The organism is Streptomyces sp. NPDC059398, from assembly GCF_042751845.1.
In the GTDB taxonomy this organism is placed as follows: Bacteria; Actinomycetota; Actinomycetes; order Streptomycetales; family Streptomycetaceae; genus Streptomyces.
In genome coordinates this window covers 28,493-40,760 of sequence record NZ_JBHYWP010000027.1, presented here as the reverse complement: position 1 = coordinate 40,760, position 12,268 = coordinate 28,493, and the positions used below count along the sequence as shown (strand labels likewise).

The 12,268-nt window shown below is 72.7% G+C and carries 10 protein-coding genes; 4 read left to right on the top strand and 6 right to left on the bottom strand.

The window, feature by feature from the left end:
- Nucleotides 1-188: 188 nt before the first annotated feature.
- From ACFXBC_RS12885 to ACFXBC_RS12865, 5 genes are all read right to left on the bottom strand, one after another.
- Nucleotides 189-1,268, bottom strand: coding sequence for an NAD-dependent epimerase/dehydratase family protein (locus ACFXBC_RS12885; RefSeq protein WP_385022664.1), 1,080 nt, complete (start codon nucleotides 1,266-1,268; stop codon nucleotides 189-191).
- Nucleotides 1,269-1,380: 112 nt separating this feature from the next.
- Nucleotides 1,381-2,031 (bottom strand): hypothetical protein, encoded by a 651-nt coding sequence (locus ACFXBC_RS12880; protein ID WP_385022661.1) that lies wholly within the window; start codon nucleotides 2,029-2,031, stop codon nucleotides 1,381-1,383.
- A 139-nt stretch (nucleotides 2,032-2,170) separates the two neighbouring features.
- A complete protein-coding gene (locus ACFXBC_RS12875) occupies nucleotides 2,171-4,636 on the bottom strand; it encodes a dolichyl-phosphate beta-glucosyltransferase (protein ID WP_385022658.1) in 2,466 nt (821 codons plus the stop codon).
- Nucleotides 4,633-5,445 (bottom strand): GntR family transcriptional regulator, encoded by an 813-nt coding sequence (locus tag ACFXBC_RS12870; protein ID WP_385022655.1) that lies wholly within the window; start codon nucleotides 5,443-5,445, stop codon nucleotides 4,633-4,635. The genes ACFXBC_RS12875 and ACFXBC_RS12870 overlap by 4 nt, the downstream gene beginning before the upstream one ends.
- 252 nt (nucleotides 5,446-5,697) lie before the next feature.
- A complete protein-coding gene (locus ACFXBC_RS12865) occupies nucleotides 5,698-7,065 on the bottom strand; it encodes an aspartate aminotransferase family protein (RefSeq protein ID WP_385022652.1) in 1,368 nt (455 codons plus the stop codon).
- 425 nt (nucleotides 7,066-7,490) lie between these two features.
- Here ACFXBC_RS12865 and ACFXBC_RS12860 point away from each other — a divergent pair, with 425 nt between their 5' ends.
- The 4 genes from ACFXBC_RS12860 (at nucleotide 7,491) to ACFXBC_RS12845 (ending at nucleotide 10,417) form a co-directional block, all read left to right on the top strand.
- Nucleotides 7,491-7,772, top strand: a complete 282-nt coding sequence (locus ACFXBC_RS12860) for a hypothetical protein (RefSeq protein ID WP_385022649.1) — start codon at nucleotides 7,491-7,493, stop codon at nucleotides 7,770-7,772.
- 54 nt (nucleotides 7,773-7,826) lie between these two features.
- Complete coding sequence (locus ACFXBC_RS12855) at nucleotides 7,827-8,252, top strand: SRPBCC family protein (RefSeq protein ID WP_385022646.1); 426 nt, start codon at nucleotides 7,827-7,829, stop codon at nucleotides 8,250-8,252.
- 20 nt (nucleotides 8,253-8,272) lie between these two features.
- Nucleotides 8,273-9,553 carry a methyltransferase gene (locus ACFXBC_RS12850; RefSeq protein WP_385022644.1) on the top strand — a complete coding sequence of 427 codons (1,281 nt, stop codon included), beginning with the start codon at nucleotides 8,273-8,275 and terminating at the stop codon, nucleotides 9,551-9,553.
- Between the two features lie 135 nt (nucleotides 9,554-9,688).
- Nucleotides 9,689-10,417 (top strand): alpha/beta hydrolase, encoded by a 729-nt coding sequence (locus ACFXBC_RS12845; protein WP_385022641.1) that lies wholly within the window; start codon nucleotides 9,689-9,691, stop codon nucleotides 10,415-10,417.
- A gap of 67 nt (nucleotides 10,418-10,484) precedes the next feature.
- Here ACFXBC_RS12845 and ACFXBC_RS12840 read toward each other — a convergent pair whose 3' ends face one another.
- Nucleotides 10,485-12,089, bottom strand: coding sequence for a hypothetical protein (locus tag ACFXBC_RS12840; protein WP_385022638.1), 1,605 nt, complete (start codon nucleotides 12,087-12,089; stop codon nucleotides 10,485-10,487).
- Between the last annotated feature and the right edge of the window lie 179 nt (nucleotides 12,090-12,268).

Sequence of the window (12,268 nt, the reverse complement as noted above, 5' to 3'; positions counted from 1 at the left end):
GTGTGGGGGGGGGGGCGGCGCGCGGGGCGCCGCCCCCCCCACGCGGGGCGGCCGGGCGGGCCCGCCGCCCGCCCCCCGCACGACTCGCCCGCCGGCGCGGGGGGGGGCGGGCGCCCGGCCGGCCGGGGGCCCCCCGGCCCCTCCCCCCAACTCACCCGAGCCGGGGGGCGTCAGGCGTACCCGGGGCCTCAGGCCGGGGCCGGGGTGTCGGCCGTCGGCCGCATCGGCGCGTGGGCGAACTCCGCCACCCCGTCCGGGAACGGCACCGAAGGCAGCCAGTCCAGTTCGGACCGGATCCGCCGGGAGGAGGCGGTGATGTGGCGGACGTCCCCGAGCCGGTACTCCCCGGTCACCCGCGGGGCCGGCCCCGGGTACGCGGTGGCGAGCAGCGCCGCCATCTCCAGAATGGTGTGCGGTTCCCCGCTGCCCACGTTGTACGCGCGCAGCTCCCCGTCCGCACGGGCCGAAACGCCCTCAAGCGCCGCGGTGTTGGCGGATGCGATGTCCCGTACGTGGACGAAGTCCCGCCGCTGGCCGCCGTCCTCGTACACGACCGGGGCTTCGCCACGCGCCAGGGACGAGCGGAAGAAGGACGCCACGCCCGCGTACGGGGTGTCCCGGGGCATCCCCGGCCCGTACACGTTGTGGTAGCGCAGCGCGATCGCCCGGCCGCCGGTCGCACGGGCCCAGGCGGCGGCCAGATGCTCCTGGGCGAGCTTCGTCGTCGCGTACACGTTCCGCGGGTCGGCCGGTGCCTCCTCGGTGACCAGGCCCGGAGCCAGCTCCGCACCGCACTGCGGGCACACGGGCTCGAACCGGCCCGCCGCCAGACCGGCGGGCGCACGCGGGCCGGGGCGGACGGTGCCATGGCGGTCACAGTCGTAACGGCCCTCCCCGTACACCACCATGGACCCGGCCAGCACCAGATCGCGCACGCCCGCGCCCTCCATGGCGGCGAGCAGAACGGCGGTGCCGAGGTCGTTGCAGCTCACATACTCCGGCGCATCGGCGAAGTGCTTGCCGAGGCCGACCATCGCCGCCTGGTGGCAGACCGCGTCCACCCCGCGCAGGACCTCCTCCACGGCTCTGCGGTCGCGGACGTCGGCCTCGATCCACTCGGCGCCGCCCGCGCCGGGCGGGGACGGCCGCTCGGCGTGGGCGGCGGCCAACAGGGCGTCGAACACCACGGGTTCGTGGCCACGGGCGGTGAGGTCGGCGACGATGTGCGAGCCGATGAAGCCCGCGCCTCCGGTGACAAGTACACGCATGCCCCGAAGCGTACGACCCGTCGCCCGCGCCCGGCCCTGACGTGCCCGGGAGGGAGGGCACCCGGGGAGCCGCGCTCGTGCTCCCGGGGCCCTCCCCCGGCACTCCGCCGGGTCAGCTGAAGACGATCATCGACCCCTGCGCGAGGCTGCGGGTGGCAGCCGCGTGCAGTCCCAGCCACACATGGCGTTCGCGGGCGAACGGGCCGTCGTCGGACGGGACCGGGCCCGCCGGTTCCTCCAGCGACGTCGGCCGGGACGGCGCCTGCGGTGTGGCCGGCGGGTTCGCCGCGTCGATGCCGATGGCCCCGGCCACCAGCTCCAGCTCCCGGAGCAGACCATGGGCGGAGCCCAGCGGGCCGCCGCCCTCCAGGAGTTCGTCGTTGGAGAGCGGTGCGCCGAAGTCGACGGGGACATAGGCGCCCGCGTGGTCGTAGTGCCACACCAGATGGGACTGCTGCGCCGTGGACTCGAACATCTCCAGGAGCTGTTCGTAGTCGCCGCCCAGGTGGTCGACCGGGGCGACCTCCAGGCCGCAGATCTTCAGGAGGTACGCGCGCCGCAGGAAGTGCAGGGCGTCGTAGTCGAAACCGGCCACCGGGGCCACATCGCCGGAGAGCCCCGGCATATAGGCGAAGACGGGTACGGACGGCAGACCGGCTTCGCCGAGCGCCTTGTCGTAGACGGCTATCTCTTCCGCGAAGGGGTTGTCGGGGCTGTGGCACAGCACATCGACGAGGGGGACCAGCCACAGGTCACAGGCCAACGGGGCTCCTAGCGGGGTTCGGGGGTCACCCCCCGAGCGGGCTTGTCCGGCCAGCGTAATGCGCGGTTCACGCTGCGCGAAGACCCCCGGCCACCCCGGGCTCCTCCGGCCCGTTCCGTTCCGTTCCGTACAGAAGCCCCTACCGCGCCGAAGCCGTCGCGCCGCTCTCCTTGCCGACCACCCAGACCCAGGCGCCGCCGATCCGCTGCCCCGGGCGCCCCAGCAGCTTCTGCACCGTCACATACAGCGCCGCGTCGTTGTCCTCGGGCGGGATGACGACCACGCCGGCCTTCCAGTACGCCAGGTCGTAACGCGCCTGCGCCCGCCAGCCGGCGCCGATCTCCGGGATCTTCGCGCCGTAGCGGATGTCCCGGAAGAGGTTCGACGTGTAGCGGGGCGGCGCACCGTAGATGCCGGTGCGCTCGGGTCCGTACGGCCCGTTGAAGTAGCCGCCCGGCACCGGGAAGCGCACCCCGGTGGCCGACTGCCAGTGCAGGGCCTCCGCGCTGCCCGGGTCGGGCAGCGGCACCGGGACCACGGACTCGCCGGGGCCGACGTACTTCTTCCACAGTCCGTCGGCGATGAACGCCGGGACGTCCGGGCGGCTCTGCACCGGCATCGGGGTGGGCACGATCGGGACCAGCGCGGCGGCCACCGCCAGCGCCCCGCAGACCCGGTACGCGTGGACACGGCTGCGGATCAGCCGGTCGGCGGCCAGCGCGACCAACACGCCGAGCGCCGGGGCGCAGATCATCGCGACCCGGCCCTCGATCACCGACTCGAAGAGCGGCCGGTGCGCCAGCAGCCGCCACGGGCCCGGGAACACCACATCGGTGTACGGGATACGGATCTTCTGGCCCAGCGAGAGCACCGCGGCGGCCACCGCCGTGAAGGCCAGCGCCCTGACCAGCGCGTGCCGCCAGAGCCTTACGGTGATCGCGAAGGCCAGCGCCACCAGCGGCCAGCCGTAGAAGGCGTTCTGCTCGGTCCGGTTGAGCGCCAGCTTGTCGGCCGTCGTGTCGCTGCCGAACAGGGCGCGTCCGGAGAATGCGACGAGGGCGCGCGGGCTGTTGCCCGCGTTGTTCCCGTGCAGCACGCTGTGGTAGCTCTGCGCGCCGAAGAACTGCCAGCCCAGCGGGTACGCGACCAGCGGCAGCGCGGTGAGCGCGGCGATCCCGAGCCCCTTGAGCAGCGGGCGCCACGCGGCCCGTGCCACCTCCCTGCGCAGCACCCCGTAGGCCGCCGCGAAGAGCAGCATGCCGAGGGCCGCCAGCAGGAACGGCTCCTCACCGAGGAAGACCTGGTACGTGGCGAAGAGCCCGAGCAGCACCCCGTCACGTACCACCCGCTTCCCCTCGCAGAGACGCAGCGCCCGGTCGATGATGACCGGGATCATGAACAGCACCAGGAAGTTGGGGTGCGCGTTGCCGTGCGAGATCATCGGCGGCGCGAAGGCGGCGAGCGCCCCGCCGAGCGCGGCGGCCCACCGGTTGCGGACCAGGCGCCGGGCGATCAGCCAGTACCAGGCGGCGGCCGTCGCGGCGAGCCCGCAGGTCAGCACCAGCGCCCAGGTCACCGTCGGTCCGAACGCCAGCGTCACCGGGGTGAGCGGGACGGAGAGCCCCAGCATGGGCGTGTTGCCCATGAGGTTCACGCCGTCCGGGTAGTTCTGCGCGGTGGTGAAGAGCGGGTTGTGCAGATGGGCGATGTTGTCCGCGGTGACCGCGAAGAACCACTCCCACTGGTTCTGGTCCTGGAGCGAGTCGCGGAGGTAGCCGTGGCCGAGGTCGGCCCAGAGGTTCTTGTAGAGCAGGACGGACGCCAGCAGGAAGAGCCCGCAGACGGCCAGGTCGGTGCGGCGGACCGCGCGGGTCTTCAGCCTGAGCAGTTCCGCGAGGACCCGCAGATAGTCGAGCGGCCCGACCTTGGAGCCCTCCTGGTGCGCCCACCGCACCGGGACCTCGGCGACCGGCCAGCCCTGGCGGCGGAAGTACTGGAGTATCTCGACGTCGATGCCCCACCCGTCGAGCCGGGCGTCGGCGAACGCCTCGCGCGCCTTGTCGCCGTCGAGGAGCTTGAATCCGCACTGGGTGTCGCGGATGCCGGGGACGGCGACGGCACGTATGAGCCGGTTGCCCATCCGCCCCATCCACTCGCGCAGCCGCCCCTGGTGCACCTCGACGCTGGACTCGGGGTGCGCCCGCGAGCCGACCGCGGCCGCGTACCCGGTCTCCAGCTCCTCGGTGAGCCGCCCCAACTCCTCGATGGGCGTGGCCAGATCGGCATCGGTGACCAGCACCCGTACGCCCCTCGACGCGGCCACACCGAGCCGCAGGGCGTGCCCCTTGCCGCGGTTGTCCGCGCTGCTGACCAGCCGGACCCGGGGGTCGGCGGCGGCGGCCGCACGGGCGATGCGCGCGGTACCGTCCGCCGAACCGTCGTCGACGACCAACAGCTCCCAGCTGCCCGGCCGCGCGTCCAGATACGTACGGACGGCGTCCAGCGTGGGGCCGAGCCGCCCCTCCTCGTTGTACGCGGGCACGACGACGGACAGCTCCACCGTGGCCTCGACCGCCTCCGCCCTCTCCGGCTCCACGACGCTCACCGGGCGGCCCCGTCGGCCGGACGGCGGCCGGACGGCTGGTCCGGGAGCGGGCAGTCGGACGGCTGCTGTTGCTGCTGTTGCTGCTCTTGCTGTTCTTGCTGTTCTTGATCAGGCTGTGCGTCACGGGACGACGCAGCCGTACCGGTGGTGGCGCGCAGTTGCTCAGCCCAGCGGACGGCGTGCGCGTTGTACTCCTCGATCACCGCATGCGCCAGGTCACCGTCACCGCTCGTCACCGCGTCGACCAGCTTCTCGTGTCCCCGCCACAGCCACTCGGTGGGCTGCGCGCGGTCCCGCAGATACGGCACGGCGAACACCCAGCACTGCACCCGCAGCCGGTGCAGGAAGTCGGCGATGTAGCGGTTCCCGGTGAGCGCCCCGAGCTCGCGCCAGAACCGCAGGTCGTACCCGATGAGGATCTCCAGGCTGCCGGTCCGCGCGGCCTGCACCGCCTCCTCGGCCCGCCGGCGCACGGACAGCAGCGGCTCACCCGCCACACCTCGCAGCGCGAGCCGCCGGAAGATCCCGTCGACGATCAGCGAGCGGGCCTCGACCATGGCGCAGTAGTCGTCGACCGAGAACTGATGGACCCGGAACCCCCTGTGCTGGTCCGAGTCGAGCAGCCCCTGCGCGGCCATCTCGACGAGCGCCTCACGGACCGGGGTCGCCGAGACCCCGTACCCTTCGGCGATCTGCTTGACGGTGAAGATCTCGCCCGGCTGAAGACGGCCCGCAAGCACTTCGTCACGCAGCGCGTCGGCGATCTGCTGCCGCAGAGTACTGCGGGTCACCGCTCCGCTCGCGGGCATGGTCCTGTTCCCCTCGTCCGACTCCGGACACCCTACGGCCAGTCCCACCGCTCCGGATCAGCCCGGAGCCCGGCCCGGTCCGCACGGGCCCCTTTGCCGCGCGGGCAGCCTCCGGGGCGAGCGTAGACGGTGATCAGGGCGGAGGTGATCTTTCGGCCGGTGCAGCCCGGGACGGGCAGTCCACGAGCGGGAACAGCGAACGCCGAGGCGCTGAACACCCCGGCGTCCCCCGCCCTTTCGCCTGACTGCCCGTCAGGCGACCACGTGCTCGTCGGCCACCGCGAGCGCCGCGTCGAGTGCGGCGAGGCCCTCCTTGGCCTCCGCGTCCGTGATGTTGCACGGGGGCACCACATGGGTGCGGTTCATGTTGATGAAGGGCCACAGGCCGTGCTTCTTCGCGGCCGCGCCGAACGCCGCCATCGGGGCGTTGGCCTCGCCCGTCGCGTTGTAGGGGACCAGGGGCTCGTGCGTCTCCCTGTTCCGTACGAGGTCCAGCGCCCAGAACGCGCCCACGCCGCGCACCTCGCCGACCGACGGGTGGCGTGCGGCCAGGTCCGCGAGGGCCGGGGCCAGGATGTCGGTGCCGAGGCGGGCGGCCTGGCCGACGATGTCCTCCTCCTCCATGGCCTTGATCGTCGCGACGGCCGCCGCGCAGGCCAGCGGGTGGCCGGAGTAGGTGAGGCCGCCCGGGTAGGGGCGCTTGGCGAAGGTCTCGGCGATCTCGCCGGAGATCGCGACACCGCCCAGCGGGACGTACCCCGAGTTGACGCCCTTGGCGAAGGTCAGCAGGTCGGGGGTGACGCCGAAGAGGTCGGCGGCGAACCAGGAGCCGGTGCGGCCGAAGCCCGCCATCACCTCGTCGAGGATGAAGACGATGCCGTACCGGTCGCAGATCTCGCGGACACCCGCGAGGTAGCCGGGCGGCGGGACCATGATGCCGGCCGTGCCCGGGACGGTTTCGAGGATGATCGCGGCCACCGACTGCGGGCCCTCGTAAGCGATGGTGTCCTCAAGGTGCTGGAGGGCGCGGGCGCTCTCCTCGGCCTCGGTGGCCGCGTAGAAGGGGGAGCGGTAGAGGAACGGCGCCCAGAAGTGCACCACACCCGCGGTCGCCGTGTCCGATCCCCAGCGGCGCGGGTCGCCGGTGAGGTTGATCGCGGTGGCGGTGCCGCCGTGGTACGAGCGGTAGGCGCTCAGCACCTTCGGGCGGCCGGTGTGCAGCCGGGCCATGCGTGTGGCGTTCTCGACGGCCTCGGCGCCGCCGTTGGTGAAGAAGATCTTGTCGAGGTCGCCGGGGGTGCGCTCCGCGATGAGGCGTGCGGCCTCGGAGCGCGACTCGACCGCGAAGGCGGGGGCGAACGTCGTCATCGTCGCCGCCTGCTCCTGGATCGCGGCGACGACCTTCGGGTGCTGGTAGCCGATGTTGGTGAAGACGAGACCACTGGTGAAGTCGAGGTACCGGTTGCCCTCGTAATCCCAGAAGTACGAGCCCTCGGCACCGGCGACGGCGAGCGGGTCGATGAGGTCCTGCGCGGACCAGGAGTGGAAGACGTGCGCACGGTCGGCGGCCTTGACGGCCGCACCCGTGCGGGGATCGGGCTGCGGGATGTGAGGGGTCATGCAGGCCAGCGTAGAGAGCCGCAGGTGGGGGCGCACATGGCCATCGTGTATGGACTCGGCGGGATTCGTCGGCAGGGTGTCGCATGGCCGGACACCAGTCATACCGGTGCGCCATGGGGGCGCATTACTCTCGCCTTCGAGGGGCGCGCGTTCCTCCACAGGGGCGCGCGGCGGCGCGTCCACGGGGAGGCGGCACAGCGATGGAGAATCTTCAGCCGGGTGATCCAGATCATGTCGGCGCGGACGGTGACTGTGCGGATGTCCACGGGGTGGATGGTGACTGTGCGGATGGCGACAGGGCGGGCGGCGACCGTGCAGGTGCCGGCGCACACGGCGTCGATCCGGCCCCGGCACCGGCCCCGCCGCCACCGGACATGACCCCACCACGCCCACGCCCACGCCCCGATTACAGGTACTACACCCCCGTGACGGCCCCCGAACCGGCCGAGCGCAACAGCCACTGGACGGTCGCGCTGATCCTCGTAGCCCTGATCGTGGCGGTCGGCGCGGGCGGCGCGGTGTACGCGGTCATGGACGACAGCGGCCCGCAGCCCCCGGCGCCCCACCCCACCACCGGCTCCGGGACCCCGGCCGGAAACGGCTCACCGGCAGCACCGGACGTTTTCCCCGGCACCCGGGAGGGTCCGTCTCCCGGCGGGTACGGCCCGGCCGTGTGGCCGAACAGTCTCCGGGTAGCCGGTCCGTGAAGAACGAGCCCGTGAAAGAGGCCCGAGAGCAGACGCGTAAGAGGAGAGGCACGTATGTCGTCATCGATGGTCGAGACCGTGGACATCAACGCCCCCGTCGCCGTGAGCTGGGCGCTGTGGAGCGACGTCACCCGCTGGCCCGCCTTCCTGAGCCACGTACGCCTCGTCGAGCCGATCGACGAGAAGCGTTTCGCCTGGCAGCTGCAGATCCCCGGCGCCGACAAGAACTTCGTCGCCGAACTCACCGAGGTCGTGCCGGAGGACCGGATCGCCTGGCGGACCACCGAGGGCGTCCACCACGCCGGTGTGGTCACCTTCCACCACCTCACCGACACGACGAGCCGGGTGACGCTCCAGATCGAGTACGACCCCCAGGGCTTCATCGAGCACCTGGGCGCCCTCACCAACCTCGACTCGGCCCTGGCCAACTACGACCTGGGCGAATTCCAGAAACTGGCCGAGAAGACGGCCGCCTCCTGAGACGGCTAGCCTGGTCGGCAATGAACCATCTGCCGACGTCATCAGGCTCGCTCGCCCTCACCCGCTTCCCCGAGGACCCCCGCGACCAGCTGCGTGCCTGGGACGCCGCCGACGAGTACGTACTGCGCCATCTCGCCGGGAACGGCGCCGGTACGGAACCGGGCGGCGGTGCTGAGCCGAGAACCGGTACGGAACCGGGCGCCGGTACGGGACCGACTGCCGGTGCCGGGCGCCGTACGGAACCGGGCGCCGCTACGGACATCCCGCCCGGCACCACCGTCGTGGCCGGTGACCGGTGGGGCGCGCTCACCACTGCTCTGGCCGGGGCGCGGGCCTCGGATGGCGTGGCCGGTGAGGTCGTCCAGATCACCGACTCCTTCCTCGGGCAGGAGGCGACCCGGGCCAATCTGGAGCGGAACGGCATCGACGGCGGCGCCGTACGGCTGCTCTCCACCCAGGACGCACCGCCCGGGCGGATCGATCTGCTGGTCGTCCGGGTCCCGAAGAGCCTCGCCCTCCTTGAGGACCAGCTGCACCGGCTCGCACCCGCCGTGCACGCCGGGACCGTCGTGGTCGGCACCGGGATGGTCAAGGAGATCCACACCTCGACCCTCAAGCTCTTCGAGCAGATCATCGGGCCCACGAAGACGTCCCTCGCGGTGAAGAAGGCCCGGCTGATCTTCTGCACCCCCGACCCGGCGCTCGCCCCGGGTCCCAGCCCCTGGCCGCGGAGTTACGAACTCCCCGCCGGCGTCGGGGCCGCATCGGGGCGGACCGTCGTCAACCACGCCGGGGTCTTCTGCGCCGAACGCCTCGACATCGGCACCCGGTTCTTCCTGCCGAACCTGCCCCGGCACGAGGGCCCGGAACGGGTGGTCGACCTCGGCTGCGGCAACGGCGTCGTCGGCACCGCCGTCGCACTCGCCAACCCGCGGGCCGAAGTCGTCTTCACCGACGAGTCGTTCCAGGCGATGGCGTCGGCCGAGGCCACCTTCCGGAAGAACCTCGGGCCGGACGCCCCGGCCGAGTTCCGCATCGGCGACACCTTCGCGGGGGTGGAACCCGGCTCGGTCGACCTGGTACTGAACAACCCGCCGTTCCACGCCCACCAGGCGACCAGCGACCAGACGTCCCGGCGGATGTTCCGCGGCGCACGCGAGGCGCTGCGGCCGGGCGGCGAGCTGTGGGTCGTCGGCAACCGGCACCTCAGCTACCACGTGATGCTCCAGCGCACCTTCGGCAACTGCCGGGTGGTGACGAGCGACCCGAAGTTCGTGATCCTGCGGGCCGTGAAGCGCTAGCTGTTCTGTCCGGGGCCGGCCCTGACCAGTCCTTGCCGCCCCGCCCCTCCACCCGGTGCGGCAAGGACTGCCCGTCCACGCCGTCCGGCCTTTGCCCCTCTCCCTCTCCCCTTCTCACAGCCCGGAGGAACGGCTTTGAGCGTCACGGTCCGCACCGCGCAGTACCCGACCGACGGCGGGACAAAGCCGCTCGACCTCTACACCGGCACCCGGCGCGACAGCCCGTGTGTGCTGCTGTGGCACGGCGTGGGGCCGGACGAGCGTGACGTACTGGCCCCGCTGGCCCGGGAGATAGCCGCTCTCGGCCCTGCCGTCCTGGTACCCGACTGGCGTTCGGACCGGCCCGACGGAGGCCGTGCCCATCTCACCGACTCGTTGCGGTTCGCCCGTGAGCACGCAGGCGACCTCACCGACCATCCCCACCCCGAGCGGATCGTCCTGGCGGGCTGGTCGGCCGGGGCGGGAGCCGCTGTGGGGGTGGCGCTGCATCCGGAACTCTTCGACGGCTGGCGGCCCGCCGCGGTGGTGGGCGTCGCGGGCGGCTACCAGCGCCCGGCGCGTACCACCGGCACGGTGCCCCTCCAGGCGCTGGGCCGGGCGGTGACACCGGTCAGGGTGCGGCTGGTGCACGGCACGGCGGACACCGTCGTACCCGGCGACGCCTCACGTGAGCTGCACCAAGCGCTGCGCGCCCACGGCTGGGACTCGGAGCTGCACGAACCGGACACCGACCACGCCGGGGTGCTGGGCTGCGTGTACGAGCCCACGGAGCGCCGCTGTCTGCCGGGGGCCGACGCCTCGGTACGGAGCACCGGGCGGGCGACGGCCCGCGCAGTGGCGGACGTGGCGCTCTCGGGCGTATGAAGGTCCCGCGGCGTCCCGGACCGGCGGCGGCATCCGGACGGCCGCGGTCCCGTTCCCGAGGCCGGGCTCAGGCCGACGACAGCTGTTCCGCTATCTCCTTGACCCAAGCCGCGCTCTTCGACGGGTCGTTGAGGGAGGCCGCCCACGCCTCCGGGCTCAGCCGGTGGTTGGCCGGGCCTGCCTTGAGAGCGATGAGCAGGGCTCTGGCCGAGTCCCGCATCTCGGCGGACGTGTCGCCGCTTCCGTTGATGTCCGCGCCCGCGGCCAGTCCGTACAGCTTCCGTGCCATGGCCTGGCGTTCGCCGTTCTGGACCTTCTTCCAGAACTTCAGGGCCTCCTTCAGCGCCTCCTCGCGGGAGGCGGGCTCCGTCGGGGCCCCTTCCGGTGCCCAGCGTTCGGGGTGGCGGGCCCCCTCGTAGCGCTTCATGCCCGCGCGGCCCGCCTTGTAGGCGGTGACGCCGAGGACGAGACCGGCCGCGCCGGCGGCCAGGCCCCAGCCGACCGGGTTGCTCGCCAGTCCGGCGCCTCCCGCCGTGGCGGCGACCGCCGTCACGATGCCGCCCGCGGCCTTGGTGGACTCGCCCACGGCGGTGAGGGCCTGCTTGCCCATCTTGTTGCGCTGCTTACCGAGCGCGTACGTGTGCACCGTGTCCATCGCGTTGGCGTCTTCGGCACGCCGGACATCCTGGGCGGCGTCACGGGCGTCCCCCATCGCCGCCCAGGCCACGTCGATGGCGTCGGAGACCCGCTCCAGCCGGTCCTCGCCCTCATGGTCCCAGTGGGCGTCCAGCGCGACATACGCCTCGGCCGCGGCCCATTCAGCCTGCTGCCGGGCCTGGTTCAGCCGGGTCATCGCCCCCTCGTCGGTGCGGTCCGGCTTGGGCAGTTCTTTCAGGGCGCGGTACTTGCGGGCCGTCAGGCCGAACCGGCCCGCCGCACGGGCGCCCTTCACCGCACCGAAGGCGCTGGATCCGATACCGCTCGCCTCGGCCGCCGACATGGCGTGCGCCGCGTGCTCGGCCTTGGTCAGCTCCTTGGCGATACCGAGGGCGTAGTTCCCGGCCCCGGCGGCGCTGATGACCGCGTCGGCCGACTTGGAGTTGGCCTTCTTGTCCGCTCCGTGGAAAGCGGCCCCGCTCTTGTACTTCTGGGCGTCCTTCCTGGCTTTGGCCGCCTCCATGCCACTGAGCGCGGCGCCGACGCTCTCCGCTGCCAGGTTCTCCGAAGCCGCGGAGGTCCCCGACAGGCCGGCGGAGTGTTTGAGGCCGTCGTCGACCGTCGCGGAGGCCTGCTGGGAGAAGCCCGCGTTGGCCGGTACCTGGACGCCCTTGACGAAGGTGTCGATGAATTCGAGATTCTTCTTGAGCCGGTCGAGGACCGAGGCGATCCGGTCGCGGTAACTCTTCGATCCGGTGGCGGTGCCGGTGGCGGCGGGGGCCGCGCCGGCGTTCTCCGGCGCGGCGGCGTTCCTGGGCGCCTTCGCCGTGCCCCTGGCGCGCTGCACGGCCGCGGTCGCCGCCCGGTTGCCGGCGCTGGACTGGATCCCCAGGAGGGCGCGCTCCGCCGGGCTTCCGGAGACGCTCCCGGGCCGGTCCCGGTCGCGGCGCCGCCGGATCGGCATCGGAGCAGCCACGAACTGCCGGGCTGGGGTGCGGTGGGCCGGGGTGCTCATCAACGTGCCTCTCCTGTGCCGGGCCGGGGCGAGTGGAGAGTAGCCAGGCAGGGCGAACAGCAGGGGCACGGTGGGGAAACTCTTCTCGCTGCGGACAATCCGCAGCTCAGGACGGACGACGGCGGGCGCCCCCCGAGCGGGGGGGCCCCCCCCCCCAGCGGGGGGCGCCGTTACGCGCC